The sequence below is a fragment of the Pseudomonas sp. B5(2017) genome, assembly GCF_002112825.1.
Taxonomy (GTDB): Bacteria; Pseudomonadota; Gammaproteobacteria; order Pseudomonadales; family Pseudomonadaceae; genus Aquipseudomonas; species Aquipseudomonas putida_Z.
Genome location: NZ_NEIR01000001.1, coordinates 223840 through 250630, shown reverse-complemented (window position 1 = coordinate 250630; position 26791 = coordinate 223840). Strand labels below are relative to the sequence as shown.

At 60.2% G+C, this 26791-nt stretch carries 23 protein-coding genes; 13 read left to right on the top strand and 10 right to left on the bottom strand.

Annotated features, from left to right (window positions below):
* The first annotated feature begins 4 nt into the window (after nucleotides 1-4).
* The 7 genes from CAG00_RS01225 (at nucleotide 5) to CAG00_RS01190 (ending at nucleotide 9694) form a co-directional block, all read left to right on the top strand.
* Nucleotides 5-1762 (top strand): OPT family oligopeptide transporter, encoded by a 1758-nt coding sequence (locus tag CAG00_RS01225; RefSeq protein ID WP_085663240.1) that lies wholly within the window; start codon nucleotides 5-7, stop codon nucleotides 1760-1762.
* 138 nt (nucleotides 1763-1900) lie between these two features.
* Complete coding sequence (locus CAG00_RS28750; protein WP_176240843.1) at nucleotides 1901-5386, top strand: DUF917 family protein; 3486 nt, start codon at nucleotides 1901-1903, stop codon at nucleotides 5384-5386.
* Nucleotides 5383-6099: an aspartate/glutamate racemase family protein gene (locus CAG00_RS01210; RefSeq protein WP_085663239.1), complete on the top strand. Its 717-nt coding sequence runs from the start codon at nucleotides 5383-5385 to the stop codon at nucleotides 6097-6099. The genes CAG00_RS28750 and CAG00_RS01210 overlap by 4 nt, the downstream gene beginning before the upstream one ends.
* A 180-nt stretch (nucleotides 6100-6279) precedes the next feature.
* The gene (locus CAG00_RS01205; protein WP_046614039.1) at nucleotides 6280-6969 is read left to right on the top strand and encodes a hypothetical protein; all 690 of its coding nucleotides are present in this window, start codon (nucleotides 6280-6282) and stop codon (nucleotides 6967-6969) included.
* Nucleotides 6970-7032: 63 nt separating this feature from the next.
* Nucleotides 7033-7470 (top strand): hypothetical protein, encoded by a 438-nt coding sequence (locus CAG00_RS01200; RefSeq protein WP_085663238.1) that lies wholly within the window; start codon nucleotides 7033-7035, stop codon nucleotides 7468-7470.
* 117 nt (nucleotides 7471-7587) lie between these two features.
* Nucleotides 7588-8865 carry a bifunctional O-acetylhomoserine aminocarboxypropyltransferase/cysteine synthase gene (locus tag CAG00_RS01195; protein ID WP_013972022.1) on the top strand — a complete coding sequence of 426 codons (1278 nt, stop codon included), beginning with the start codon at nucleotides 7588-7590 and terminating at the stop codon, nucleotides 8863-8865.
* 64 nt (nucleotides 8866-8929) lie between these two features.
* Complete coding sequence (locus tag CAG00_RS01190; RefSeq protein WP_085663237.1) at nucleotides 8930-9694, top strand: hypothetical protein; 765 nt, start codon at nucleotides 8930-8932, stop codon at nucleotides 9692-9694.
* Nucleotides 9695-10146: 452 nt separating this feature from the next.
* On the opposite strand, the gene CAG00_RS01180 is transcribed toward CAG00_RS01190, so the two are convergent.
* A complete protein-coding gene (locus tag CAG00_RS01180) occupies nucleotides 10147-10326 on the bottom strand; it encodes a hypothetical protein (protein WP_176240842.1) in 180 nt (59 codons plus the stop codon).
* A gap of 96 nt (nucleotides 10327-10422) precedes the next feature.
* Entirely contained in the window at nucleotides 10423-10590 is a 168-nt protein-coding gene (locus CAG00_RS28745) for a hypothetical protein (RefSeq protein WP_167506594.1), read from the bottom strand.
* Nucleotides 10591-10835: 245 nt separating this feature from the next.
* On the opposite strand from CAG00_RS28745, the gene CAG00_RS01175 reads away from it, so the two are divergent.
* Nucleotides 10836-14054 carry a T6SS effector BTH_I2691 family protein gene (locus tag CAG00_RS01175; RefSeq protein WP_085663234.1) on the top strand — a complete coding sequence of 1073 codons (3219 nt, stop codon included), beginning with the start codon at nucleotides 10836-10838 and terminating at the stop codon, nucleotides 14052-14054.
* On the top strand, nucleotides 14051-14851 hold the full coding sequence (locus CAG00_RS28975) for a DUF6708 domain-containing protein (RefSeq protein WP_256578924.1): 801 nt from the start codon (nucleotides 14051-14053) through the stop codon (nucleotides 14849-14851). Before CAG00_RS01175 ends, CAG00_RS28975 begins: the two co-directional genes overlap by 4 nt.
* A gap of 155 nt (nucleotides 14852-15006) precedes the next feature.
* On the opposite strand, the gene CAG00_RS01165 is transcribed toward CAG00_RS28975, so the two are convergent.
* Entirely contained in the window at nucleotides 15007-16398 is a 1392-nt protein-coding gene (locus CAG00_RS01165; protein ID WP_085663232.1) for an amino acid permease, read from the bottom strand.
* Between the two features lie 80 nt (nucleotides 16399-16478).
* Nucleotides 16479-17303, bottom strand: a complete 825-nt coding sequence (locus tag CAG00_RS01160; RefSeq protein ID WP_025338554.1) for a phytanoyl-CoA dioxygenase family protein — start codon at nucleotides 17301-17303, stop codon at nucleotides 16479-16481.
* Nucleotides 17304-17439: 136 nt separating this feature from the next.
* Here CAG00_RS01160 and CAG00_RS01155 point away from each other — a divergent pair, with 136 nt between their 5' ends.
* A complete protein-coding gene (locus CAG00_RS01155) occupies nucleotides 17440-18348 on the top strand; it encodes a LysR family transcriptional regulator (RefSeq protein ID WP_085663231.1) in 909 nt (302 codons plus the stop codon).
* A 975-nt stretch (nucleotides 18349-19323) separates the two neighbouring features.
* Here CAG00_RS01155 and glsB read toward each other — a convergent pair.
* Nucleotides 19324-20232: a glutaminase B gene (gene glsB, locus CAG00_RS01125; RefSeq protein ID WP_085592323.1), complete on the bottom strand. Its 909-nt coding sequence runs from the start codon at nucleotides 20230-20232 to the stop codon at nucleotides 19324-19326.
* A gap of 213 nt (nucleotides 20233-20445) precedes the next feature.
* Between glsB and CAG00_RS01120 the strand changes: the two genes are divergently transcribed.
* Nucleotides 20446-21483 (top strand): sensor domain-containing diguanylate cyclase, encoded by a 1038-nt coding sequence (locus CAG00_RS01120; RefSeq protein ID WP_085663229.1) that lies wholly within the window; start codon nucleotides 20446-20448, stop codon nucleotides 21481-21483.
* Nucleotides 21484-21876: 393 nt separating this feature from the next.
* Here the strand turns inward: CAG00_RS01120 and CAG00_RS01110 are convergent, their stop codons facing one another.
* The 3 genes from CAG00_RS01110 to CAG00_RS01095 form a co-directional block, all read right to left on the bottom strand.
* Nucleotides 21877-22590, bottom strand: a complete 714-nt coding sequence (locus CAG00_RS01110) for a DUF4225 domain-containing protein (protein ID WP_085663228.1) — start codon at nucleotides 22588-22590, stop codon at nucleotides 21877-21879.
* Nucleotides 22587-23069: an Hcp family type VI secretion system effector gene (locus tag CAG00_RS01105; protein ID WP_085663227.1), complete on the bottom strand. Its 483-nt coding sequence runs from the start codon at nucleotides 23067-23069 to the stop codon at nucleotides 22587-22589. The genes CAG00_RS01110 and CAG00_RS01105 overlap by 4 nt, the downstream gene beginning before the upstream one ends.
* A gap of 625 nt (nucleotides 23070-23694) precedes the next feature.
* Nucleotides 23695-24366 carry an HD domain-containing protein gene (locus CAG00_RS01095; RefSeq protein ID WP_085663225.1) on the bottom strand — a complete coding sequence of 224 codons (672 nt, stop codon included), beginning with the start codon at nucleotides 24364-24366 and terminating at the stop codon, nucleotides 23695-23697.
* A 542-nt stretch (nucleotides 24367-24908) separates the two neighbouring features.
* Between CAG00_RS01095 and CAG00_RS28970 the strand changes: the two genes are divergently transcribed.
* Together CAG00_RS28970 and CAG00_RS01085 are read left to right on the top strand one after the other, a co-directional pair.
* Nucleotides 24909-25151 carry a hypothetical protein gene (locus tag CAG00_RS28970; RefSeq protein ID WP_085663224.1) on the top strand — a complete coding sequence of 81 codons (243 nt, stop codon included), beginning with the start codon at nucleotides 24909-24911 and terminating at the stop codon, nucleotides 25149-25151.
* Between the two features lie 165 nt (nucleotides 25152-25316).
* Nucleotides 25317-25580: a DUF3077 domain-containing protein gene (locus CAG00_RS01085; RefSeq protein WP_003256566.1), complete on the top strand. Its 264-nt coding sequence runs from the start codon at nucleotides 25317-25319 to the stop codon at nucleotides 25578-25580.
* A gap of 124 nt (nucleotides 25581-25704) precedes the next feature.
* Here the strand turns inward: CAG00_RS01085 and CAG00_RS01080 are convergent, their stop codons facing one another.
* Nucleotides 25705-25959, bottom strand: coding sequence for a hypothetical protein (locus CAG00_RS01080; RefSeq protein WP_139832693.1), 255 nt, complete (start codon nucleotides 25957-25959; stop codon nucleotides 25705-25707).
* Between the two features lie 103 nt (nucleotides 25960-26062).
* Nucleotides 26063-26671, bottom strand: coding sequence for a hypothetical protein (locus CAG00_RS01075; protein WP_085663222.1), 609 nt, complete (start codon nucleotides 26669-26671; stop codon nucleotides 26063-26065).
* Nucleotides 26672-26791: the final 120 nt, after the last annotated feature.

The following is a 26791-nucleotide window of genomic DNA, read 5'->3' as shown; positions in this document are numbered from 1 at the left end:
TGCCATGAGAGATGCCCCGTCCACCGCCCTTCCCCAGGCTCGCATCGAACGTGAACTGAGCCTGCGGGCGGTGCTCACCGGCGTAGTGCTTGGCATTCTGCTGACGCCCTCGAATGTGTACGCGGGCCTTCGGATCGGCTGGTCGTTCAACATGTCGATCATCGCCTTGCTGGTCGGCTTCGCCCTGTGGCAGGGCCTGGCGGGGCGCAGGAAGGGACGGCCCGCATGGACGCTGCACGAAAGCAACATCAACCAGACCGTGGCCTCGGCCGCCGCGTCCATCGTTTCTGGCGGGCTGGTCGCGCCGATCCCCGCCTATACCCTGCTTACCGGTCACCAGCTGGACCCGCTGCCGATGATGGCCTGGGTGTTCTCCGTGAGCTTCCTGGGCATCTGGATCGCCTGGTATCTGCGCCCCGCCCTGCTCGATGACCATGTCCTGAAGTTCCCTGAGGGCATGGCGACCCTGGAGACATTGCAGCAGATCTACCGCCACGGCCACGAAGCCATGATGCGGATAAAGGTGCTGTGCAGCGCCGCGTTGCTGTCGGGGCTGGTGAAGTGGATTGACGGGTTCGTCTGGGCGATACCGCGCTGGGCACCCTCGCCTGCGCTCGAGCGCCTGACCTTCACGCTCGATCCTTCGCTGATGCTGGTCGGCTTCGGCGGCATCATCGGTATCCGCGTGGGCCTTACGCTGCTGTTCGGCGCCGCGCTGGCCTGGGGCGGGCTGGCACCGTGGCTGTTCGACCATGCCCTGGTGGTGCTGGCCCCGAACGCCAGCAGCCCACAGTTCGCTGCCCTGGTGGAATGGCTGTTGTGGCCGGGCGTCAGCCTGATGGTATGCGCGACCCTGACTTCATTGTCGGTCCGCCTGTTGCAAATGCCCCGGCAAAGGCCCACCGCCCCGCTGGCAAGTCGGGCAGCGCACGCCCGTGGGCGGTTTTCCCTGGCGCCTGCGTGCGGGCTGTTATTGTCCATTGCGCTGGTGGTGGCGCTACAGGCGTTGCTGTTCGGCATCGACTGGTGGATGGCGCTGCTGAGTATTCCCTTGGCGATATGCCTTGCGGTGGTCGCCGCGCGCGTGGTCGGTGCCACCGGTATTGCGCCGATCGGCGCCATCGGCAAGCTGTCGCAGCTCAGCTTTGGCCTGGTCGCCCCGGGCCAGGTGGCCATCAACCTGATGAGCGCCAACACTGCCGGCGGCGCGGCCGGGCAAGCCACCGACCTGATGAACGACTTCAAGGTTGGCCAGGCGATCGGCGCCACGCCATACAAGCAACTGATTGCACAGTGCCTGGGCATTCTCATCGGCAGCGTGGCGGGCGTGCTGGTGTACCTGGTGCTGATTCCCGATCCGCAGACCCTGCTGCTTACCGAGCAATGGCCCGCACCGGCCGTGGCGACCTGGAAGGCCGTGGCCCAGACCCTGATGCAGGGGCTGGGGGCGCTGTCGCCGGAGTTGCGCTGGGCGATCGTGGCCGGCAGCGCGACAGGCGTACTGCTGGGCGTGCTGGACAGCCTGCTGCCGCAATGGGTGGCGCGCTGGCTGCCGAGTACCGGCGCGCTGGGGCTGGCGTTCATACTGCCGGCATCGATCAGCATGATGATGGGACTCGGCGCGGTGGTTACCTGGCTGGTCGGTTGCCGTTGGCCGAGCGTTACAGAGCGGTTTGCGATCACGGCCGCAGCGGGGCTGATTGCCGGGGAAAGCATTACCGGGGTGGCGGCATCGTTCTGGGAGATGGTGCGGATGCTGTAGTGGTTGGCATGGCGCAGCCATGCTGCACCCACGCGCCATTTACGACGTTCTGACCGGTGGCCACCCGGACACACAGCAGCGGCCGCGTCGCTCTGCTATACCTCATTGCCTGGCTCACCCCAACGAGGATGGATTCTCATGGAGCCACTGTGCACCACGCACCCGGGCGACGAGGACGGCGTGCCTGGCCGTTCGCCTGCCATGCAGGCGCTGCAAGCCCTGCTGCGGCGGGTGGCGCAGAGCGACCGGCCGGTGCTGATCTTCGGCCCGACGGGAGCCGGCAAGGAAGTCATCGCCCAGCAACTGCACCGCCTGAGCGCGCCGGGCAAGCCGTTCATCGACCTCAACTGCGGGGCGATCCCCGAGCAATTGCTCGAGTCCGAGCTGTTTGGCCATGCCCGCGGCGCGTTCACTGGCGCGGTTGGCGAGCGCATGGGCCATCTGCAGATGGCTGGGACGGGGACTCTGTTCCTCGACGAGATCGGCGAACTGCCCCTGGCCCTGCAGCCGAAGCTGCTGCGGGTGCTGGAAACCGGGCAGTACCGGCCGCTCGGTAGCAGCGAGAGCCGGCACTTCCGCGGCAGGGTGGTGGCGGCCACCCACCGTGACCTCAAGCGCCTGGTGGCCGAGGAGCGCTTTCGCGAAGACCTGTACTACCGCTTGTCGGTGTTCGAGCTCGAACTGCCGGGGCTGAACGAGCGGCGGGAGGACATCCCGGACCTGATCGAGCACTTCTGCCGTCAGCAACGGCGACCGCTGCACTTCGATGCCGCAGCGCTGGAGCTGCTGTGCCAGCGAGATTGGCCCGGCAATGTGCGCGAACTGCGCAATTCGATCGATCGCATCGGCACCCTGGCCCCGTCACCACTGGTCGACCGGGAAACCCTCGAGCAGTTGCTGGCACCGCCCTCGCCCGCCTCTGCGCTTGCCGTAGAGCTGGCCGAAGCGCTGCTCGGGCTTGAGGGGCCGGACAAACTGGCGGCGGTGGAAACACTGCTGATCGAGCATGCGCTGAACCGCTGCAACGGCAACAAGAGTGCTGCGGCGCAGCTGTTGGGGGTCAATCGCAAGGTGATCGAGCGGCGGGTCCGGTTGCGCCAGGACTTGCGCCTGACCGTGGAGCGCTACCTGGCCGAAGGCCGCAAGCTGATCGACGGGGCGGACTTCCGCGGCGCCCTGGGCCCTTTGCAGAAAGGCCTGGAAGTAGCCGAGCGGGTCTACGAGGGCAAAGACCTGTGGCGTTTGCAATTTGAGTTGCACCGGTTACTGGGAGTTAGCTTTCGCAGTATTGAGGGCTGGTTGAGCATCACCAGCCTGGCCAGCTACCGGGACGCCCAGGCCTTGGCCGCGCGCCAAGGCCAGGCGCAAGAGATGGCGTCGGTGTCGTTCGGGCTGTGGACCACCCTGTTGATGGGCCTGGATCTGGCAGAGGCCCGCGCTACGGCACAACAGATGCTGCAGCAGGCGCAGATAGCCGGTGGCGAAGCACTGCGCATCGAGGCCCACCTGGCCATGGCCAACACCCTGTTCTGGCTTGGCGATTTCGAGGAAAGCCTGGCCTGCCTGACGCGCGGCAGGCTGCTGGAGGACGACCAGGCCAGTTGGCCATCGAACCAAGGGCTGGACCTGGTGGGCCTGGCCCGCACTTTCGAAGGCCTGGCCGCCTTCGAGCTGGGCCTGTTCAGCCAGGCGCGCCAGGCGCTGGCCCGCTTGCAGTCCCGCGCCGAGCAGGCGGTCGACAACCCCTTCAACCGCGCGGTCGCCCTGCAGGGCGCGGCCTGGCTCGCCGCAGTGCTGGGCGAGCGCGATGCACTCGGGCGCCAGGCCCGCGAGCTGGAGCTGCTCAGTGCGCGCCACGAGTTCTCCTTCTACCGGGGCGTGGGCATGATCCTGCGCGGCTATCACCAGGGCATATCGGGTGAGTACGAAGCCGGTGAACAGGCCATTGCCGAAGGCTACCAGCAGCATGTACTGCGTAACGGCGGCCTGTTGTTCCATGGTTTCCAGGCCTGGAAGCGCGGCGAAGTGCTGTTGCTGGGCGGGCGTGCAGAGGCCTGCCTGGAACTGGTGGATGTCGCCCTCGACCTGGCCCAGGACCATCAGGAGCGCGCCTACCTGTGCGAACTGATGCTGTTACGCGGCCGGGCGCTGCTGGCGCTTGGTGACGACCGCGAAGCCGAGGCGACCCTGCGCGTCGCCTTGTCCACCGCACTGACCCTCGGCGTGGTGCCGGCGCGGCTGCACGCCGCCTTGGAATTGGCCCGGTTGCTCGAACGCAGCGAACGTGGCGCCCAGGTGCAGTCGATCCTGGTGCGCGCGCTACGCGGTCTCGACCCGCAACTGGACTACCCGCCCGCCAGCACCGTGCGTAGCTGGCTGGCACGTTTGTCGAGCTGCCCCCCTCAACCCGAAAGCAGGAGCACGATCATGGCGTTTGAGCTGGAGCACAAGGATCTGCAAGCGTTGATCAACGGTGGTTGTTTCTTTGGCAGTGGTGGTGGCGGCACCTTGGCGTCGGCCCGGCACTTGCTGGCCGCGTTCAATGTCGGGGAATTCTACCCGCGCGACCGCGTCAGGGTGGTCACGGTGGATGAGGCCCGTGCCGGCGACGCCGCGGTAGTGGCGTACATGGGTGCACCGGAAACGATCGGGCGTTGCCAGTACCCCCTCGGGCCGATTCAGGCCCTGGAATGCTTGCGCCAGCGCCTGAATGAGCAGGGCCGCGAGCTTGCCTATGTCGTGCCGCCGGAAAGCGGCGCGCTGGGCTTTCTGGTTGCGTGCCTGGCCGCCGCCAAGCTGGGCCTGGCGGTGATCGATGCGGACGGCGCCGGGCGCGCGGTGCCCTCATTGCCGATGCTCACCTTCGCTGCTGCCGGTATACCGCCGCGGCCGGCGTTCGTGGTCAGCCAGGGCGGACTGGTGGTGGAGCTGAATGTGACGCCGCCGGCCAAGGCCCAGGGGTACGCTGAAAACGCCAATGTGATCGCCGAGCAAATGTTGCGCCCTGTGGTCGGCTCGCCGGCGTTCGGTGAGTTCGGTGGCCTGGCGCTATGGTGCATGAGCCCCGACCAGCTGCCTTCCGCGCTGCCGCTGCGCGGCACCCTCAGCCGCGCCCTGGCGCTGGGCAGAGCCCTGGCTGCGGGGCAGCTGCACACTTGCCAGGCCGTGCTCGACTGGCTTGGCCAGTTCGGCCTGATGGCCCGCTGCCTGTCCCGCAATGCGCGCCTGACCCACGCCGGCGTGACTACCCAGGGCGGCTTTGACATCGGCCGCATCGACCTCGACAGCCCGGAAGGCAGCTTGCGCCTGTGCTACGAGAACGAGTCGCTGTTGCTGTGGGACAAGCACCAGCCGCAACCGCTGGCCATGGCCCCGGACAGCATTGCCTGGTTCTTCGAAGGGCCGGGGCCGGCACTGGCCTCCAACGGCGACCTGGTGCGCGCCGACGGCTCGCTGGACCCGAGCTATGCCGGGCGCGGTGCCTGCCTGATCGGCTGGCAGGCGGCGGCGCCGCTACGCCAACCCGGTGGATTGATCGCGTGGAGCTTCGAGCAGTTGCTGGCAGACCTGGGTTACATGGGCGCCTACCGAAGCATCGAGCAACTGCAGGAGTTACGACCATGAGCCTGCGTATTGCGGTTCTCGCGCCGGTCAACAGCAGCAACTACAACGAGGGCCTGCTGGCCTCGATAGCCCCAGTGGTGCCCCCGGACGTCGAGGTCCAGGTGTACAACATCGACCAGGGCAGCCCGTGTATCCAGAACCGGCTGAACCTCACCGAGAACGCCCTGGCGGTGGTGCGCCTGGCCCAACAGCTTGAGCAGCAGGGGTTCGACGGCATCTGGCTGAGCGATTTCGACATGTGCGGCGTGGAGCCTGCCCGCGAAGTGATCGATATCCCGATCATTGGCGGCTTCCCCACCTCCGCGTTCAGTGCCCTGGGGTTGTGTCAGCGGTTTTCCATCATCACCATCCTGCAGAGCACCCTGGCCCTGCAACGCGGTCATGTGGCCAATTATGGCCAGAGCATCAATTTTGCCTCGATCCGAGCCATCGACTGCCCGGTAGCCCAGTTGGGTGATGTGGAGGTGGTACTGGTCAAGGCATTGCAAGCCGGGCTGGCTGCCATCAACGAGGATGGCGCGCAGGCACTGTTGCTCGGCTGTACCGGCTTCATGGGTGTCGCCGAGCGCTTGTCGAAGCTTATCGAGCAGGACCTTGGCTGCTACGTACCGGTGCTGGACCCCAACCAGTGTGGCTTCGGCTTCCTGCTGTCGCTGGTGCGAATGAAGGTGCGACCGAGCCGTTTGTGCTACGCCAGGGCGCCCCTTGGCTGAGGTGGCCGGATACGTCCGCCATGGGCTCCCCCAGGTGGACGAAAACGTCCACCTGTACCCCTGCTTTTCGGCCTAACTGGTTGAAAGGAAAGCGATCACCAGCCTGGCATGATCGATGCTCCTGTCACTGGGCCGAGCGCGTGACCCCACACGCTCGGCCCACATGACAAGGAGAGCATCATGAGCACTGACTACTATGTAGACTTCGACAACCAGACCAACGATACCTGGACCCTCGCGGTCTACCAGACCTTGCCAAGCTCGGTAGGGCTCGACAGCGTGTCCTGGAAGCAGACCACCGTGCCCACCCAGGGCTTCAGCGGGGTGGAGTGGACCATCGACTACAACGTGGTGATCGCCAACTATCGGCAGGTCGGTGGCGTCGGGGTGTACAAGGCCAGCCAGACGCTGTCGACGCAGCTCGGATCGGTCTGGGACTGTGTGTTCAAGGACAACGTCCAGCAACTGGTGCTGGGTAGCGGCTCGGCGCCCGGAGACAGCATCCAGATCAACAACAAATCGAACTTGCCTGCCAACCTGGGTATCGGCATGAGCGGGCAGGGTTCGGTGTTCAAGCCGGATGTGGTCGGTAGCGGCCAGGCTCAGTTCAAGGTGACACCCACTTATTACCTGGGGCTGTTCCAGAAAGTACAGCTGGGTGAAGTCATCAGCAGCAACGTCGTTGTCGGCCCAAGAGAGATCAAGTTCCCCAGTGGCATGAACTGCGCAACCGCAACTGCGCGCATGGACGGCGCCAATATAAAACTGACCATCACCTACTCCGAAGTGACCAAGGTCTCCTACGAGGCAACCCAACGGTTGATCGCTGCCCGCCAGGAGCGCCTTGGCAGGGTTCTGGAACACGCCTGAAGCTGCGGCCGGCGCGCAGCAGCGCGCCGGCCTGCTGTCGCCGGATTCGGCAAGGAGCTGAGAATGAACAAACCCATAGAAATCGCCACCATCAACGCCGGCCCGCTGGCGTTTACCGCCGAGCCAAAGGTGAGTGGCGCCCAGTTACTGGACTTCGTCCATACCGTGGATCAGCAGATCCAAAGCGTCACCAAAGGCCTGGTCGAGCAGTTGAAGAAGGAAAAGATCAACGCCCATGTGGCGCAGCAGGGCCGTGACTACCTGATCATCCAGGAGGGCGTCAGCCCAGCTTCGCTGTCGCAACACGACAGCGTGGAGACCGATCCCGCACCACAACCCTCGCGGATCCGCATTTACGTCCGCAGTAGCGACGCACCGCCCACCATCAACGCGATGCGACTGTTCTTCCGTGACTGGCGCGCAGTGGCGGGCCTGATCGCGGTAGGCGGCGCCTGGCAGTTGGGGCAGTGGTTGATGCAGGTACGCCGCCAGGACCAGTAGAAGCACCTTTGAACGCGATGGGCTGCTGCCGGGCAGCCCATCGCGCGTTCACGCTTGACCCACGCCCTCCCCCCGCCACATGCTCGATCGCTCCACCCACGCTCAAGGAACGATTGCATGAAGCTGGAAACTCTCGCCATCCACGCAGGCTTCAGCCCCGACCCGACTACCCGGGCAGTGGCCGTACCGATCTACCAGACCACTTCCTTCGCCTTCGACGACACCCAGCACGGCGCCGACCTGTTCGACCTGAAGGTGGCCGGCAACATCTACTCGCGCATCATGAACCCCACCAACGACGTGCTCGAGCAGCGCATGGCCGCCCTGGAGGGCGGGGTTGGCGCGCTGGCGGTGGCCTCGGGCATGGCGGCCATCACCTACGCCATCCAGACCGTCGCCGAGGCCGGCGACAACATTGTCTCGGTGGCCAAGCTGTACGGCGGCACCTACAACCTGCTGGCCCACACCCTGCCGCGCATGGGCATCCACACCCGCTTCGCCGCCCATGACGACATCGCCGCCCTCGAAGCATTGATCGATTCGCGCACCAAGGCGGTGTTCTGCGAGTCCATCGGCAACCCTGCCGGCAATATCGTCGACATCGCCGCGCTGGCCGAGGCCGCCCACCGCCATGGTGTGCCGCTGATCGTCGACAACACCGTGGCCACCCCGGTGCTGTGCCGGCCGTTCGAGCACGGTGCCGATATCGTCGTGCACTCGCTGACCAAGTACATCGGCGGCCATGGCACCAGCATTGGCGGCATCGTCATCGACTCCGGCAAGTTCCCCTGGGCCGACAACAAGGAACGCTTCGCCCTGCTCAACACCCCCGACCCGTCCTACCACGGCGTCACCTACACCGAAGCCTTCGGCCCCGCCGCCTTCATCGGCCGCTGCCGCGTGGTGCCGTTGCGCAACACCGGTGCCGCGCTGTCGCCGTTCAATGCCTTCCTGATCCTGCAAGGCCTGGAAACCTTGGCCCTGCGCATGGAGCGCCACACCGAGAACGCGCTGAAGGTCGCCCGCTACCTGCAAGCCCACGAACAGGTGGCGTGGGTGAAATATGCAGGGCTGCCCGACCACCCCGAGCATGAGCTGGCCCAGCGCTACACCGGCGGCAAACCGGCGTCGATCCTGTCGTTCGGCATCAAGGGCGGCCAGGCGGCCGGCGCGCGCTTCATCGATGCGCTGCAGCTGGTGGTGCGCCTGGTGAACATCGGCGACGCCAAGTCGCTGGCCTGCCACCCCGCCTCCACCACCCACCGCCAGCTCAACGACGAGGAACTGGAGAAGGCCGGCGTGCCACGGGACATGGTGCGCCTGTCGATCGGCATCGAGCACAGCGACGACATCATCGCCGACCTGGCCCAGGCGCTGGAGGCCAGCCGCGGTTGATTCATCTGCGCCCTACCCAATGCCTACGGCGGGCGCACCTTTCGCACATATGGATAGCCCTGCGATGACCCTGTTCTACCTCAAGCTGATCGTCACCCCTCTCCTGATGTGGGCCATCTCCCTCGCCTCGCGTCGCTGGGGCGGCCTGCTCGGCGGGTTGCTGTCCGGCCTGCCGATCACCTCGGCACTGGTAATGACCTTCCTGTGCCTGGAACAGGGCACGGCCTTCGCCCTGGGTGCGGTGCCCGGCGCGCTGGGCGGCCTGGCGGCGGTGCAGGCCACGTACACCTTCTACCTGTTCGCCACACGCAGGCTCGGCATCGGCCCGGCCGTATTGCTGGCGATACTGTTCTATGGTGTAGCGGCCTATGCGTTTACCCATGGGGGCAACCTGTACCTGTCGATTGCCGTGGCGCTGGTGCTGATTGGCGTGCTGATACGCGCCAGCGGCCGCGAGCCCAGGCCGGATGCCCTGGCCCGGCCACGACAGCGGTTTTGGGAGATCCCTCTGCGCATGGTGTCTGCCACTTCATTGCTGATGGTCATCACAAGCCTGGCCAACTGGCTGGGCCCGGCGGCCAGCGGCATGCTGGCGCCGATCCCGGTGATTGCCTGGCCGCTGGTGGTGTTCGCCCATGTGCAGAATGGCCGTGCAGGAATGGCGGCGATGGTGCGGGGCAATGCTATCGGGGCGGTGGGGGTGATTGCGTTTTATCTGGTATTGGCAGGGCTGCTCGATGCCTGGGGTGTCGCAATTGCCATCAGCCTGGCCATGCTTTGTGCCGTGATCCTGACCGTGGGGCTGGCGGTTGCGTTGCGACGGGGGTGATATGCCGGCGCGCATGCCAGGGCTGCGTCCATTGGGGCTGCTGCGCAGCCCATCGCAGGCAAGCCAGCTCCTACAGGATCACCACAGCCTTCAAGGCAGATGCAGTACCTGTGGGAGCGGGCATGCCCGCGAACACCGGCGTAGCCGGTGCCATGCACCGCGTTGGATTCTTCGCGGGCATGCCCGCTCCCATAGGATCACCACAGCCTTCAAGACAGCCACAGTACCTGTGGGAGCGGGTTCACCCGCGAACACCGGCGTAGCCGGTGCCATGCACCGCGTTGGATTCTTCGCGGGCATGCCCGCTCCTACAGGATTACCACAACCTTCAAGGCAGCCGCAGTACCTGTGGGAGCGGGTTCACCCGCGAACACCGGCGCAGCCGGTGCCATGCACTGTGTCGGATTCTTCGCGGGTAAACCCGCTCCCACAGGGCCCCGCCCTATCAATGGTCACTCCCTGCGCTGATCCAGGTCTACCGCAGGCTGCTCCACGCTCTGCCTGCCGTCATCAGCCAAGCTGTCTTCCTCCTGCCAATCACCACCCTCTTCTTCGTTCATGAGCGGGTCGTCGTCAGGGTCGGGTATGGTCGGGCGGTCGGGGTCAACGGCCAGGTCAGGTGAAGTGGGCATGTCCAGGTTCGTGCCGCCTTGTGCATTCGGATCGGGGCTCATCGCTGCATACCTCGTAAGAAAAGGTGTGAACCGCATTCGTTCCGGGCAATTCCGTCAGCGAGGCTGCGGGTGCTCGGCAGAAACCGAATTGTTGGCCTGCACGTCCTCCATCTCCTCCTCGATCGGGCCTTCGTCATCCGAAGGTAGCGGGATCTCTCCGTCACCGCTGCCGGGCTGGGATTCGGTTTGCTCGAGGCCGGGGTCATTCTGATCGTTTGCCATGGAAGTTCTCCTGGGTTTGCGCATTGATCGCGCATACAGATCGGACGGAAAACGGCCAGCAGCAGTGCCTTGGGTTCGACAGGTGGCGCAAAAGGCCGGGGTACCGATCATGGCCCCATATAGAGCTAAACCATTATTCAGAGACGTTTCCTACAAGCTTTTAGGAAGCCCAATGCCTCTCTAGAAAGCGATTCCCCGTTAGTGTTCAGAGGTCGACAAGGACCTGTCCAACACGAGGATCGCTCATGACCATCAGCCAACGTATTGCCCTCGCGATCGCCGAAGCCGGGCTGCCGCACGACCAGTGCATGTTCTGCGAGCGCCAGGGCCTGCCGATCCTGCCGCTGCGTCGCGCCCTGGTGCCCGATACCCGCCCCGAGTGTGTCTCCACCGTGGCGGATAACCGGCATATCTCGACAAAGATCGGCTTGCGCACCTTGCGCAGGGGCTTCCTGTATGTGCTGCTCGACCAGCAGGTCTGGCATGCCTATGCCGTCAGCGAGCAAGGTCATCTGCGCCGCTTCAACCCTTACGAGCCGCCAGATGGCCCGCCTTCGCCGCTGCCCGAAAAATGCGTGAACGCAGATCACGACATTCCTTCGGCCTTTCTCAACCTCGATACCGGCAGGTACACCAGCGCCTGGCTGGCCTTTTCCAGTGATGCCTGGCCGGTGAGCGTGCTGAACGCCTACAAGAGCGGCGCGTCGCCTGCGCATCGCTTCCAGGGCCTGGACCTGATTCAGGCGCGCAACAATCCCGAACTGCTGGGCATCGCCATGACGCCCGATAAGCTTGGGGTCGACCAGCAGGTGTTCGAGTACGCCCAGCATGGCTGTGCCCCCTTCGACAGTGCGCATGGCTTCCACAGCCGCTGGTTGCGCCGGTTCGCCCTGCGAGGGTATCTGGTCAATGCGATCAACCGGCACAAGCTGGAAAACGGCGTGCTGGCAGTGGTGCTCGACGACACCGTCGGGCTGATTCAGGAGTACAACCATCAGCGGCTGAACTGGGTACTGAAGCGTCAGGCCTGGCGTGAAGAACCGATGCGCGCCTATCAGCTGCAGACCTCGCAGATCCTGCAGATCATTCGCGCCACGCACAGGGAATGGGCGGCGCAGAAGGTGCCGTCGCTGGAACCGATGACGGGTGATGGGCCGCCGGTGTTCACCGACCCGGCAGTCGAGCGGCAGCTGTTGGTCGAGCGTGCGCAGCAGGAGAGTGACGAGCGGCTTGAAGAGCGCTACCACGAACCGCAGCGGGCCGCGTTCCAGGCTGAATATGAGCAGCAGGAACGTGAGTTTCAGCGTTACATCGACAAGGACGCGCAGGCGTACGTTGCCTTGTTCGATACGCCCATGTTCAAGGTGGCCGAGGCGTACGACTACGACGGTAATGATCGTGAGTCCGGGGTGGCCTACGCCAAGACCATGGCCCTGTGCCTGGGCGGTGGGGTTACGGAAGCTGTCGTCCCCCGCCTTGAACCGCATGTTCCCGCTTCCGGCACCAGCGAACTGCTCTGGCTGAAATGGCTGCAGGACCCTGACAGCCCGCCCTACCGCGCGTTGTTGATGCGGGATCGCTCTCTGCTGGCCGGACTGCTGCCCAGTTTCTCCGCCACAGAAGCGATCAACTGGAACGACAGCGACAAGCTCTACGGCATGCTGAGCAAGATCATCGCCAGCGATGACGCCGGCCTGCGCACGCGCAATACCCTCAAGCAGGCCATTGCCGAAACGCAGGGCGCGCTCAATGCGGCCAGTCAGCGGCTGGCGCCATGTTTGTCACCTGGTATTCAAAAGGCTGTGCGGCATTTGAACAGTGCCACGCAGTTTCTCTACAACGGCGTCCACCTGATCGAACTGGAAGTGAAGATGAAGCTGGGCGAGTACTACGCCTTGCAGAGCGCCCACCTCCGGGAGTTGCAGCACAAGGCCAATGCGTCGATCGCCGAGGCGCGGGACCGGATGCGCCGCAATATCGATGACTTCGAGTTTGGCTCGATGAAGGCCATGCGCAAGGTGCGGCCGATCATCCAGCACGGGCTGATGAGCCTGGCCGTGCTCGATCCACGGTTCACCAATTCGATGATCAGCGTGACGGTGTGGGTCGAGGGCAAGGCCGAGGAAGTGCATGGGCGGTTGTTCAAGGAGGCCAGCATGGGCGTGACCCAGGCGAGCAGCGCGGCGCAGCTTGCCTTGGTGGATATCTCGGTGGCAGCAGGGACGCTGGAGACAAATGCGCGCAAGTTGTTTCAAGGGATGCAGATCACATCGCAGCAGGCTGCCAGGTTAGTACGGACCGGGTTCTCCGGTTTACGTGGTGTGGCAGGTAGTTGGGAGTTATTGCTGGCGATAGGCGGGTTGTATTTGCAGCAGGACAGCCTGGGCAGGAATCAGGAAAAGGCGGAGACGGAGATTGGGCCGAAGGCGTTTGAGGCCAGGTTGGCGTTGCAAGGATCGCAGTTGGGCCTGTTGGGAGGGCAAATCGAACTGATTGGGCTCATTTTGAGATCAAGTGCTGGTCCATTGAATTTGGGGTGGGCAAAGGGTGTTGCAGCCAGTGGGGGGACCTTGATAAGGCTTGGTGCTTTGGTGAGTGCGGTTGCAGGGGTCTTTGATGCGGCTCAAGCAATCAATGCGACCAGGCGAGCTGCCGCTGCGGGTGATGATGCCGCATACCAGCGACATCTAATTTCGGCCGGTTTGTATGTTCTTGGCACTGTCGCTTTCGGATTCGCAGTACTCTATCCCTTGGTTTTCGGCCCGCTGGGATTGGCGATCGCCTTCACGCTTGCTGCTTATCAACTAAGCAAACGCGCTCAGGAAAATGAATCAACTGATCTGGAGCGCTGGGTAAGGCGGTGCTGCTTTGGAAAAGCAGACGAAAAACCGACCATTCATTGGAATGTTCCAGAACAAGCGGATATCGCTTTTGCCGAACTCAATGCTGCCACGCTAGGCGTTCAGGCGAAGTTGAATTTTGAGTCGCGCTTGGCAACTGATCCAGGGCTTCCGAAAATCGGTGGCTTGACAAGCACGGAAATAATTAAGGAACTGAAATTCTTGATCGCTTTGCCTATGTACGACGAGCGTTCTTCGGGATATCGCTGGAAATTGATTGCGCATCGTCACGGTGACGGTAATCACCCTGATTACATTGGCGGGGAAACTATTGCTTCGGGCAATTTTTTTGCGAGCTCTGAAGAATTTCTCTCGCCGTCCTCTTCATTTTCGAGCTTCGCGCCTCCACGAATACCAGACCACGACTGCAATTATTCAATTAGCGAGAAGCGAAAACCTTATTCTACTGAACTCAGCCAGTTAGAGATTTCGGGCTCGATAGCGCTCATGGCGACTATAGGAAAACACACAATTGAGGCAGCTACGCTGTTGGTCATGTACTGGCCGGATCGGAGCCTACCAAGTGGGTACATTGAGATTTGTGCCAGGGAGATTAGCGAGTGAAGCGTGATGATAAAGTTTTGTGCGAGCGCGCTTTAGGCTGGAGCCATGACCTTCCCACGGTGCATGAAGTTTCAAAGTGGCGGGAAGTGTGGGCGAGTGTCAAGCCGTCGCCAAACTATTTCGATGATATATATCTCGAGTTACCGCGGAGCAGCACCATTCTTCGAGGTGTTATATTTTTGATTGGGGTTCCGGGCTTGCTATTTGCTTTAGGAATTACGCTTTACTTATACTGGAGCCTTTTGCATGGCAGTTGGCCGCGCGACTGGCTTACAAACATATCAATAGCTCTTCTTCCGCTAGCATTATGGGCTTTGACTGCCTATGTCAGGCTTGATCTGGTTGCCCCTAGAGACGAGCCAATTCGCTTCAATCGACTACGCCAAAAAATATATATTTATGAGTTTCGATATGACCGCATCTTCATCTTCAGCCGCAAACGCTGGGGCGTCAAACCGGTCGCCTACAACTGGGACGACGTAACCGCCGAAGTCTACCGAGTCTACGCCCCCGGCCACGGTGGCCTGATCGAAAACGTCATGCTGTCGGTCCGCAACCCGGAAACCAACGAAGTCATCGACCGCGTGTTCTTCACCTATGACCTCTACCAAGGCGAAGCCTACTGGGCCATCGCCCGGCTATTCATGCAGCAAGGCCCCGAAGCCCTGCCGAAGTTCGTGCACCCACCCCGTGACTGGAACGATGACGATGGCCTGAGCCACATGCATTGCCTGGCACCCAAGGTTCATTGGCCGGAGGACATTGACCGTGAGTCCCGTACTGCCCCATCTGAATGACAGGGCCGATGCCCCCGGGGGCCTAGACCACAGCCTTCAAGGCAGCTGCAGTACCTGTGGGAGCGGGCATGCCCGCGAACACCGGCGTAGCCGGTGCCAGCCACCGCGTTTGATTCTTCGCGGGCAAGCCCGCTCCCACAGTTTGGTTCAATGCCTCAAGCGCTGGCCGACACATGACGTGGAGCACGCACACCCCACAACCAGTAACCCAGGGATAGCAGCACCAACCAGCCAACCCCGACATACATGGCTGTGCGGCTGGCCGGGAACCAACCGAGCACGCCAAAAATGAACACCATGAAAGCAATCGCGCAAGCTGGCCCTACCGGCCACAGCGGCACACGATAATCCAGTGCAGCCGCCTCCTCCTTGCTCATGCCGCGCCGCATGGCCACTTGAGAAAGCAGGATCATCAACCAGACCCAGACAATGGAGAACGTGACCACCGCCGCAAGAACCAGGAACAGGTCTTCCGGCACCAGGTAGTTCAATACCACGCCCAGAAGCAGCGCGACGCCCATCACCGCAACCGTCATCCACGGCACACCGAAACGCGACAACGATGCAAAACCGGCTGGCGCCTGGCCGTCCTGAGCCATTCCGTACATCATCCGTCCAGCACTGAAGATATCGCTATTGATCGCCGAAACAGCAGCTGAAATCACCACGATATTCAACACGGTGGCCGCTGAACTGATGCCAAGACCACTGAAGATCTGCACGAACGGGCTACCGTGGCTGCCAATGCTGGTCCAAGGGTAAATAGCCATGAGTACGAACAGGGTAAGAATGTAGAACAGCAGGATGCGCAGAGGCACCGAGTTGATAGCCTTGGGCAGCACGCGCTTCGGGTCCCTTGCCTCGCCTGCGGTGATGCCGATCATTTCGACCCCGCCAAAGGCGAACATCACGACAGTGAACGAAGCGATCATCCCACTGACGCCATTAGGGAAGAACCCGCCGTTGTTCCACAGATTCGAGACTCCGGCAACCGTGCCTGCCTCGTCATTCAACTGGATACCCAACAGCAGCACAGCCGCGCCTGCCACAATCATGGCAACGATCGCGGTCACCTTCAGCAACGACAGCCAGAACTCCATTTCCCCGAACACTTTCACGCTGCACAGGTTCAGCGCCCCGATTAAGAACACTATCCCAAGCACCCAGATCCAGGCAGGTGTTTCAGGGAACCACAGCCCCATGTAAACGCCAAAGGCCGTCACGTCTGCCAGGCAAACCACCAGCATCGAGAACGCGTAGCTCCAACCTGTCAGAAAGCCAAAGTAGCGCCCCAGATACTGGCCGGCATAGTGCCCGAACGAACCTGACACCGGGTTATGAACCGCCATTTCGCCAAGGGCGCGCATCATCATGTAAATGGCTGCGCCACCTATCAGATAGGCCAGCAAAACCGAAGGCCCTGCCAACTTTATTGCCGATGCCGAGCCATAGAACAGCCCCGTACCGATAGCAGAACCTAACGCCATGAAACGAATATGCCGGGTAGAGAGACCCCGCTTCAACTGGTGTGAAGATTGAGCGCTCATAGATACCTTCTTGGTTTTATTATCAGGTCCGCACAACGCTAATGCCGTGCGGTTTTATCAGGCACGCAGCATTCCAATCATCAAGCCCTTGGCCACAGCACAGGAAACAGCTCGTGGTTCATTTGGGCACCGCTGGCGAGTTGCGTTTCGAGGCCAGGAAACTGTGGCGAAGTTTTCCACTGGCGCGGTGCGTGAGTAATGTCATCGCCCAGGAAACGTACCGAGAAGGCACGACGCCGACGATTGCCCCCGACACCGCCAGAGGCGTGCAGGGTGAGCATGTGGAAGAACACCGCATCGCCTGGTGAGAGCTCCCAGCCGAGGATGTTCCAGGCGCTGCGATCGGCCTCGATATCCGGCAAGTCTGCAAGGCTGCCTTCAGGGAACCATTGCGCCTGGCTGTCGAGGAAGCTGCGCGGCATCAGCCATGGCCCAAGGTGCGAGCCCCCTACGAATTCAAGGGTGGATTCTCTCGAGACCGGATCGACTGGCATCCACATACTGCAGTTCTGGCGCCCGTCGATGTTGTAATACGGCTGGTCCTGATGCCAGGGCGTTCGCTGGCGCGTGTTCGGCTCCTTGACCAGCAGGTGATCGTGATAAAGCCGGGCTGTCTCACTGTTCATGAGTTGCGCTGCAACACTACCTACCCTGCTCTCGAAGATGAACTGGCGATAGGCCGAAATATCCCCCCAATTACAGAAGTCTTCGAAGAACCAACCCGGGTCATCGGGGCGGCTTGCCACTTTAGCGCGCTCGCTTGGGGCTTTCAGGTTCTGTTCGATGCCGGTTTCGAGCAGTGCAACTTCTTCCGGCGTGAACAAATTACGTACGCAGACAGCACCATCACGCTGGAACGCCTCGATGGTTTCGTCACTCAGTTGAAATTCGGCGGACTGTTTCATAAGCACCCTTTGGTCTTTTTATTGGGCAACAGCACCACTGCCAGTTTCAAGCGGAATAAGCAAGGTGCACCGCGAGTATTGCTTTTCAGCCTTAATAGGAAAAGAATATATTTCCTAATCCCGAGTATAGGAAAAGATGATAGGGTTCTCGTTCAGGCAGCTCGAGTACTTCGTCGCCGTGGCCGAGCACGGCAGCATCAGCGCTGCGGCCAGAGCCCGGCACGTTTCACAGCCATCGGTTTCGGTAGCGATCGCCCAGCTGGAAGAGGCGCTGAACGAGCGACTGTTCCGGCGCCAGGTGAGCCGCGGGCTGGAGCTGACGTCAGCGGGCACGCGTTTACTGGCCCAGGCACGCGATATCATCGGCATGGCCATTGCCATGAATCAGAACGCGGATACCACGCGCGGCTCGCTTCGCGGCAACCTGTCGCTCATCTGCTTTCAAGACCTGGGCCCCTATTACGCGCCGCGGCTGCTGTCGAGTTTTCGCAAGCAGTATCCCGATGTCGAGGTAACGCTTTTCGAGACTGACCTGGCAGGCGTACACCGCCACTTGAGCGCCGGTAAAGCCGAGCTCGCGCTGACTTATGACATTGGCCTTGATCCCTTGCTGCCCCGCCAGGTACTGGCTGAGTTGAAGCCCTACGCACTCATCGCCACTGATCACCGCCTGGCCCACCTGGCCGAGATACCGCTGCATGAGCTGGCGCAAGAGTGTTTGATTCTTGAGGACATCGCACAAACGCGTGAGTATTTTCTTTCACTGTTTTGGGCGCATAACCTGCAACCGCGCACTCAGCAATACACCCAGACCTTCGAGATGCAACGGGGCCTCGTCGCGCATGGCTACGGGGTTGCCCTGTCATGCACCCGGCCCGCCGGGGACCACTGCTATGACGGCACACCGCTGCTATGCCGGCCATTATTGGAAGAGGTATCACCGCAAAAAGTGGTGCTGGCCCAATCAGGCGCGATGCACCCATCGCCGGTGGCGGAGGCGTTCAAGGGCTGGGTTGCTCGGGAGATAGCTGGTGGAGGGGCCTGAGTTCGTTCACTCAAGAAAGCTCCACTGTAGGAGCGGGCATGCCCGCGAACACCGGCACAGCCGCTGCCATGCACCGCGTTGCATTCTTCGCGGGCACGCCCGCTCCCACAGGATCACCACAGCCTTCAAGGCAGCCGCAGCACCTGTGGGAGCGGGTTCACCCGCGAACACCGGCGCAGCCGGTGCCATACACCGCGTCGCATTCTTCGCGGGCTCGCCCGCTCCCACAGGCTCACCACAACCTTCAACGCAACCGCAGTACCTGTGGGAGCAGGCATGCCCGCGAACACCGGCACAGCCGGTGCCATACACCGCGTTGCATTCTTCGCGGGTAAACCCGCTCCCACAGGCTCACCACAACCTTCAACGCAACCACAGTACCTGTGAGAGCGGGCATGCCCGCGAACACCGGCACAGCCGGTGCCATGCACCGCGCAGGATTCTTCGCGGGCACGCCCGCTCCCACAAGATCACCACAGCCTTCAAGGCAGCCGCAGTACCTATGGGAGCGGGCATGCCCGCGAACACCGGCATAGCCGGTGCCATGCACCGCGTTGCATTCTTCGCGGGTAAACCCGCTCCCACAGGCTCACCACAGCCTTCAACGCAGCCGCAGTACCTGTGGGAGCGGGCATGCCCGCGAACACCGGCACAGCCGGTGCCATGCACCGCGTTGCATTCTTCGCGGGTAAACCCGCTCCCACAGGCTCACCACAACCTTCAACGCAACCACAGTACCTGTGGGAGCGGGCATGCCCGCGAACACCGGCGCAGCCGGTGCCATGCACCGCGTTGGATTCTTCGCGGGCTCGCCCGCTCCCACAAGATCACCACAGCCTTCAACGCAGCCACAGTACCTGTGGGAGCGGGTTCACCCGCGAACACCGGCGAAGCCGGTGCCATACACCGCGTTGTATTCTTCACAGGTAAGTAAACCGCCACACCGCCGCGTCGCACAACAAGCGAGCCCGCCGATCAGAACACCGACCACCCAATCCGCGAGCTCAGCAACTCAAGCGCCGCCATCCCGGCCAGGGAGTTACCCGCCGCATTCAACTCCGGCGACCACACGCACACGGTGAATTGCCCCGGCACGATCGCCACAATCCCGCCCCCCACGCCACTCTTGCCCGGCAACCCCACCCGATAGGCGAAATTCCCTGCTTCGTCATACAGCCCGCTAGTGGCCATGATCGAGTTCACCTGCTGGGTCTGGCGCCGGGTCAGAATCTGCTCACCGCTGTGCTTGCAGAACCCATCGTTAGCCAGGAAACAGAACGCCCGAGCCAGATCAAGGCAGTTCATTTGCAGCGCGCAATAACTGAAATAACTGCGCAGCACCGTCTCCACCTCGTTATGGAAGTTGCCGAACGACTGCATCAGGTAAGCCATGGCCGCATTGCGCGCGCGGAATTGATACTCCGAATCGGCAACGCGAGCATCGATCGAGATGTGCGGATTGCCCGATAGCCGCCGCACAAAATCGCGCATCGACAAAGTGGGTGCAGCAAAGCGCGACTGGTTGATATCGCAGATCACCAACGCACCCGCATTGATAAAAGGATTACGCGGCCGACCGCGTTCGAACTCCAGCTGCACCAGCGAGTTGAACGGCTGGCCAGAAGGCTCATGGCCAAGCCGCTCCCAAATGGCCTCCCCCGAGTGCCCAATCGCCTGCACCAGGCTGAACACCTTGGAAATACTCTGCACCGAGAACGGCACCAGGGCGTCGCCTGCGCAGTAATAGCTGCCATCGTTGCCATAGACCGCGATGCCCAGCTGGTTCGCTGGCACATCGGCCAGCGCAGGAATGTAGTCAGCCACTTTGCCCTTGCCGATCAAGGGACGTACTTCTTCGAGAATCTCGTTCAACAGCGTTTGCATGAAAGGCCCTGTATCAGTCCCCAGACGACGGCGAAGGGGTAGCAATCTTGACGATTATCGAGCGAAAGAAATCACACTCTCGGCAAGAAATGGCCAGCCGCACCTGCAGCCCTAGGCTCCACGCTATAACCTATGCTGTGCTTGTCTCGACGGTATAGAGAACGCGCCCCCGCCAGGTGCAAAAGCAGCCAACCAGGGAATGGAGGACCAACGATGCCAGCTTGCCCTTTACCCGCAGACGAAGCGCTTCGCCAGCGCACGCTCGATGACATGAACCTGGTCGATACACCAGCCGAGCATTACCTTGATACCCTGGTGCGGCTTACCCAGGACCTGGCCCATGTGGACACTGTGCTTATCAGCCTGATCGACCAGGACCGACAGTGGTTCAAGGCCCGCATAGGGCTTGAGGCAAGCGAGACGACGCGCAGTATTTCCTTTTGCGGCTACGCCATTCTCGGCGAGGGTACCCTGATGGTGCCCGACGCCAAGTGCGACGGGCGATTCATCGACAACCCGCTGGTGCTCAACCCGCCCTACATCCGCTTTTACGCCGGCCACCCCTTGCGCGCCGGCAACGGCAAAGCCATCGGCACGCTGTGCATGTTCGATCCCCACCCGCGCGTGCTCAGCGAGGCTCAACAAGCGAATTTCAGGGACCTGGCCACGCTCGCCGAGGGATATCTGCAGCTGCGTACCTTGGCGCAGGTGAACCGCGATCTGCGGCTTGAAATGGATCGCGAGCAGCGCAAAGCCCTGCTCGACCCTTTGACGCAACTATGGAACCGCGGCGCGCTGTCGGCGTTTGAAGACCATGAACGGCGATTGGCAGAGTTGAACGGCTCACAACTGGGTGCGGTTTATGCCGACCTGGATCACTTCAAATCCATCAACGACAAGTACGGCCATGGCGGCGGTGACAAAGTGCTTTGCGAATCTGCCCGCCGCCTGCGTGCAGCACTTCGCCCCGATGACCTGCTGGTGCGCCATGGGGGTGAGGAGTTCGTCGCTATTTTGCATGTTAAAGACAGCGAAGAACTGACGCGGATTGCTGAGCGGATTCGCGAACAGGTGGGTGCCAGCCCGATGCAGTTGCCATGTGGCCAGTTGAAGGTGAGCGTCAGCGTAGGGTGCACCCTGTTTGCCAAGGGTGAAACGCTGGATGACGCACTGGAACGCGCTGACAGGGGACTGTATGACGCTAAACAGAATGGACGAAACCGGGTTGTATATGTAGCGCCGCCATTCTGAGACGGGCATGGTCCGAGCTTTAAACCTATTATCCGGCACCCTGTGAGAGCAGGTGTGCCCGCGAAGCGTTCAACCTGGCCTGAGTCAACTGCTCATGCGCAACCCAGTTGCTCTACGTAGCGCCCCTAGTGGGCATTGCTCCACAGTGTAAGAACACACCTACCAGAGCAACCCACCCCACCATGATATTTTTCTTGAGGAATTCAGGCTGATATCCCAAAAATAAAAACTGTTGGAACTCCAATATCCTCATATATGTAACAACAAAGAAGATATTATATAGCAAGCACAGACAGAATAGCCCATAACCGAGATGAGGCCCCGAGCACTTGGCACGCAAAATGAATGCACCACACACACTGAACACGGTGCACAAAATGAATAACCATGCCATCACCTATCCCTCAGTTCGACTCTTACCTGTTCACCTGTCAACATGTCTATACCAACCTCGAAAACAATAGAATGAGTGCTCATTGTCTTCAAGGCTTGGGTTTTATCTGCCCTTACGTAGCGAAACAGCCTCCAGGCCCCCGGCTTCAAAACCAACCGACCGACATTATAGGCAGACAATCCGAGATCTAAAGTTCCATAAGCCACGTTTCCGTCGGACACTGTGCCGCCTGCCGCCACAGCCACTCTCTGGTAGGCCTTTCGTATAGGCCCAACAGTACCTCTCTGCCCCAAGAATATATTCAGTCCATTTTCGTAAATATTGTTTGCGCCATGCAGCATCATTGGCACCCCGCCAATCAAACAACCGACACCAAGAGAAAAGCCGCACACCGCGGCACCTGTATGTACTTGCAAAATCCCCGCGGTCACACCCGCCACCAACTTTGAGTACTCCCATACCTGGGTGAGCAGTTCAAGGTATTCTTGCTCAAGTGCCTCTTGTCCTTCTTTGGCAGAGACCCTACCCGCGCTTACATCATCAACAATTGCTTTGCCTACGTAGGCAATCTCTTGGACAAACCGGGCTCTAAGGATATCATCCCCTAAATAGTGCGCACCTACCTCGCATGCATATTGAGTCAGCCGAGCCGCCTGGCTACTTACCTCCCAGAAATCGTCATCCATACCGCCGCCTGCATCGCTTCGGCTCATGGAATGTCACTCCAGCTTGCGTAACCACTGGTATTAGCAATCAAATGATGCCAGCCGATAAAACCATAGCGAATGGCGAGGTACTCTTGAGGGTCTTGCGCATTCAGCAAAACCGAGTGAGGCACTTCCATACGCTGATCCACTAAAATAGCATCTTGCAAGTCTATTCGGAGGAAACACTCATGCTTACCAGCGTTGATGCGATACAGGTTTATTCGACACTCAAGAATCTCCCGACTGGTCAATGCTTCAGCCAGTAACGGAGTCGCCTTATCAATATATTTTGTTATCAAAACTGGACGATGCGTAGCTCGCTCGACATTACCCATATTGGACAGGTTATGGCTAAACGAAAGCACCATAATTTCGTCGACATGAGCAGACTGGCAACGATTGCCAATCGAGTCAACGGTAGAACAACCTGCGGAAATCAGCCCGCGACTACGGCCTTTTATTGACATATAACCGTGGCAAGCCATTTCGCCAACTCCTTGTAGGGGAAAGGCTTGGAGGCTATAAAAAAAATCTCGTCCAGTATGTAGGACCGTTCCGAAACCCGCGCCTCACTTTGTTAGAGAATATTGCATTAGCGCCAGTTTCTGAACCACCCGCAGTGTGCCTACTCTAACGCGCCACCAAATCATTCAGGCCTGCTGCTGGATGCTAGTGGAAGAAAAACGAGAGAAAGTCTGGACAAGTACATGGCCACATACACGACAAGCAGCCGAGCCATTATCTATCCCTAGGCATCGCACTTAAAGCGCGTGACAATTTTGCGCCCCGCCGCATCCCTCTAGTAAATCGACTGGTTGCGCCCGAGATACCGACCACCTGGCCAGCTTCGTTTTCGAGGCAAGTACACGATCTGTAAGAGATCGCCCGGCCCTTAGGGTTGCGCTATCGCGCAGAGAGCTCAACTCGCAAGCGCAACGCCGCGCCTGTGGGAGCGGGCATGCCCGCGAAGAACTCAACGCGGTGGCTGGCACCGGCTGCGCCGGTGTTCGCGGGCACGCCCGCTCCCACAGAGACCCTGCTACATCAATCAGTCATATGCTATTCCACGAGACCGATTTAGCGCATACAAACTGCCGAAAATCTCGGAACCTACCCACTTGCCCCTGCCCCGCCAGCCCCGATCTCATCCATGAAATCCGCAAGAAACACTTCAAGCCGAACATGACGTTCAGCAGCCAGCCGAGCCCCTTCAGCAGTTTTAAAACCTGACGCAAGCTTGAGCAGCTTGGTATGAAAGTGCTCGACCGTATACGCCTTGTCCTGATACTCCCTCCCCCACGCAGTGGGGTTCTCGAAATCGTACAGCGCCGACCCTATTCGCCCGGAAACGTAAAAACACCGGGCGATACCCACTGCACCTATGGCGTCCAAGCGATCACTATCCTGAAGAATCCTGGCCTCAAGGGTGAGCGGTTCGAAGCCAGCCGAGTAGCTGTGGGTTTTGACTGCATGCGCCACCTGCTCGATGCGCTGCAAGGGCCAGCCCATTTCAGCCAGGATTGACGCCGCCCTTTGTGCGGACAGCGTTGACGCCTGCCCACGCAAGGGCGAGTTCTTTTCTACTGCGACACAATCATGCAGCACAGTCGCTGCAAGCAGCACTTCCAGGTCGCCGCCTTCTACGCGCTGTATCCGTTGTGCATTGACCCATACGCGATGGATGTGGGACAGGTCGTGGGAGCCATCTGGCTGGTCAGCCGGTAGATACTTCAGCAGGTCCGCGGCAAAGCGCTGGAAAGGGGCAAAAGCTTCGATAGTCATCTTTGGTGCATTCCATGGGCTGTTACTTGGCGTCCGTTGCAGGGGGCTGGCCCGTGACCTGCCTTGGTCCAGATGCGAGCGGGTCAGTTTCAAGGCTTGAGTGGTGAAAGTCCATGCTGGACTGTTTGTTGGCATCGCGACATAACTGGATACAGGGATTCGTGAGTGGAAAGCTTTTTGAGAGCCACAAACCGTTAACAGAGCAGCCGGCGTTGCATGCTGTGAAGGTGAATGGGCAAAAAAAGTCAGAATTAACCCCTTCCTTGTAGGCCATTTCCCAAAGATACTCCCTGCGCCTGTTTTTCGTTGCACATGGAAATCGTGAACCATAGTCTCGACCTGCCGCTACCAATTGGCGGCACGGTTTTGACAGGCCGTGGTTCACTGAGAGCATGTGCAATGCCAGTTATGGCAGCTGTGCGTGGGGCACCTCTGTGTGCGCCGGGATTCTCAGTGCCCCCGGTCTGTCAACCCACAAACAGCTGCCACCCTTCCGTTTGACAGCGGATCTGCGGCAGCCCTTTAAGGCACTGAGAGGGTTTATGCTGAAGATAGTCCCTGATCCACCCCACAATGTTCTATCCCTTGAAGACACCCTGATCCAGGCCACGGATTACGCGCTATGCGCGGCGACCGTTGTGCATCAGGCTATGTTGCTACAGCCCAAATCGCCCGCGTCGATTCTGATGATGGCCTCGATGCATGAGCTGGAGACGCTGCGAGCTTTGCTTGAGTCCGCACTGGTCCAGGTGCAGATGCCCACTGAGCCTAGGACTTTGCACTAAGGCTTCATTTATGTGTCGCCTGGGCTGCCCCTATCGCCAGCAAGCAAGGCTCCCACATGGATCTAAGCTGCGCCACAGATCTCGAGGCCTATGCAGTATTTGTGGGAGCTGGCTTGCCGGCGATGAGGCCAGACCAGGCACTAGAGATTTCGGGGAGATAGAACAATGACCACAGAAGAAACCAAATTCACCGTCGGCAAAACCACCTTCTACCAGGGTGAAAACCAGACCCATCCGCTGTTCCGCATCGAAGCAGGCATCCCCTGCCAGAGCGCCCGCGAACAAGCCTCGGAGCTTATGGGCTACGCACGGGATATGACCCTGGACGGCTTGATGGAAGACAAACCCCAGCTGATCTGGGCTTCGCATTACCTCTGCGCATTGGCTAAGGCGCTGATGGATGATGCCGAGCTGGGCATGATGCGCTGAATTGCCCTTCCCTCACTGGATGCCTTCAAAGCCTAAGTCCATCCCCCGTTTTGAAGGCGCTCCAGCTACTCATCTTCAGAAGGTGAGGCGGTCGGTGAAGAGCGTCGGTAGAGGGTCCATGGCTTTAGGTCTTCTCAGCTTGATCATAGCTAGGATATTCACACTTCATCTTAAAGAAATGTGCTGGCACGTTAACCGTCGCTGAGAAAAAGTCAGAAAAATCAAAATCCCTCAGTTTTGTAGGGTTCGCAAGCACGCTTTGCTGACCTGCCCCTAAATAGACGACAGACACATCTTTTTTCAAGTTACCACACTGATGCCTCTCGTTAAAATCTAGCTTGTAGGCAATTAGATAGATCTTTTCGGGAAGTCGCTCCATGCTCAGTTCATTCTTCGACCACGCCCACCCCTGAAACATAAGAATAACAGCAACCAACAGAAACATGGCTGAGTGAAAAGGAGGCAACCGATAATTCGGGCCATCAAATTGTGCTTTGACCCACCCGATAAAGTTGAAAAGATGAAGAAGCGCTGCCACTGAAATGCCAAGCAAAAAAAGGCGCCACCAAATTAAATAGGATAATTGCAGTCGTAAAAACTAGCGTGACAGGGAACACCGAGGCATCAACGCCAAACACATCATTGATAGCGCTTGCAGCCTTACCCGTCGAATATACGATCAACCCTGAAGCCGCAAGGGAGGCAACGAGTTTGGTAAATGAGAACATACAGATCGACTTCACCAACTCTGAACGCTCGACCGACACACCAATGTAAACCGCGGCCAGTACTACACCCCAAATCTTAATTGCGATTCGGTTCTGCTGCACCCACTCGAAGTCAGAAGTTTCCTGCCCGCCAAGCTGAATCAGAGCAAACGCGAATATTGCCAGAATACCCAGCGCCCACGTAGTGGTTTCTGTCCGACTATCACGATCATCCCTACGCTCCCGCGACCATTTCCTAAGATCAGCAGCAATGTTAGACATATGATAATTTAACGATTTCCTCCCGTTTGACGACAGATCCGATTCACTCCCGCTTAGCTGGCGGTGAATCTTATCCAGCAACTCCTTATTCTGCTCAGACATCCCTTGCACTCCTTTCCTATGTTTTTCAACCCAACCGCCAAGCTTACCTAGTTAGACCTCAAAACATAAGCGGTTCGCACAAGACTCGCCCTGCCTTTACGCCTCCATCAAATTTTCAGT

Bases quoted from the DNA above. Each gene is read 5' to 3' on its own strand.
- CAG00_RS01225 (WP_085663240.1), top strand. From the start codon at position 5: ATGAGAGATGCCCCGTCCACCGCCCTTCCCCAGGCTCGCATCGAACGT.
- CAG00_RS28750 (WP_176240843.1), top strand. From the start codon at position 1,901: ATGGAGCCACTGTGCACCACGCACCCGGGCGACGAGGACGGCGTGCCT.
- CAG00_RS01210 (WP_085663239.1), top strand. From the start codon at position 5,383: ATGAGCCTGCGTATTGCGGTTCTCGCGCCGGTCAACAGCAGCAACTAC.
- CAG00_RS01205 (WP_046614039.1), top strand. From the start codon at position 6,280: ATGAGCACTGACTACTATGTAGACTTCGACAACCAGACCAACGATACC.
- CAG00_RS01200 (WP_085663238.1), top strand. From the start codon at position 7,033: ATGAACAAACCCATAGAAATCGCCACCATCAACGCCGGCCCGCTGGCG.
- CAG00_RS01195 (WP_013972022.1), top strand. From the start codon at position 7,588: ATGAAGCTGGAAACTCTCGCCATCCACGCAGGCTTCAGCCCCGACCCG.
- CAG00_RS01190 (WP_085663237.1), top strand. From the start codon at position 8,930: ATGACCCTGTTCTACCTCAAGCTGATCGTCACCCCTCTCCTGATGTGG.
- CAG00_RS01180 (WP_176240842.1), bottom strand. From the start codon at position 10,326: ATGCCCACTTCACCTGACCTGGCCGTTGACCCCGACCGCCCGACCATA.
- CAG00_RS28745 (WP_167506594.1), bottom strand. From the start codon at position 10,590: ATGGCAAACGATCAGAATGACCCCGGCCTCGAGCAAACCGAATCCCAG.
- CAG00_RS01175 (WP_085663234.1), top strand. From the start codon at position 10,836: ATGACCATCAGCCAACGTATTGCCCTCGCGATCGCCGAAGCCGGGCTG.
- CAG00_RS01165 (WP_085663232.1), bottom strand. From the start codon at position 16,398: ATGAGCGCTCAATCTTCACACCAGTTGAAGCGGGGTCTCTCTACCCGG.
- CAG00_RS01160 (WP_025338554.1), bottom strand. From the start codon at position 17,303: ATGAAACAGTCCGCCGAATTTCAACTGAGTGACGAAACCATCGAGGCG.
- CAG00_RS01155 (WP_085663231.1), top strand. From the start codon at position 17,440: ATGATAGGGTTCTCGTTCAGGCAGCTCGAGTACTTCGTCGCCGTGGCC.
- glsB (WP_085592323.1), bottom strand. From the start codon at position 20,232: ATGCAAACGCTGTTGAACGAGATTCTCGAAGAAGTACGTCCCTTGATC.
- CAG00_RS01120 (WP_085663229.1), top strand. From the start codon at position 20,446: ATGCCAGCTTGCCCTTTACCCGCAGACGAAGCGCTTCGCCAGCGCACG.
- CAG00_RS01110 (WP_085663228.1), bottom strand. From the start codon at position 22,590: ATGAGCCGAAGCGATGCAGGCGGCGGTATGGATGACGATTTCTGGGAG.
- CAG00_RS01105 (WP_085663227.1), bottom strand. From the start codon at position 23,069: ATGGCTTGCCACGGTTATATGTCAATAAAAGGCCGTAGTCGCGGGCTG.
- CAG00_RS01095 (WP_085663225.1), bottom strand. From the start codon at position 24,366: ATGACTATCGAAGCTTTTGCCCCTTTCCAGCGCTTTGCCGCGGACCTG.
- CAG00_RS28970 (WP_085663224.1), top strand. From the start codon at position 24,909: ATGCTGAAGATAGTCCCTGATCCACCCCACAATGTTCTATCCCTTGAA.
- CAG00_RS01085 (WP_003256566.1), top strand. From the start codon at position 25,317: ATGACCACAGAAGAAACCAAATTCACCGTCGGCAAAACCACCTTCTAC.
- CAG00_RS01080 (WP_139832693.1), bottom strand. From the start codon at position 25,959: ATGGAGCGACTTCCCGAAAAGATCTATCTAATTGCCTACAAGCTAGAT.
- CAG00_RS01075 (WP_085663222.1), bottom strand. From the start codon at position 26,671: ATGTCTGAGCAGAATAAGGAGTTGCTGGATAAGATTCACCGCCAGCTA.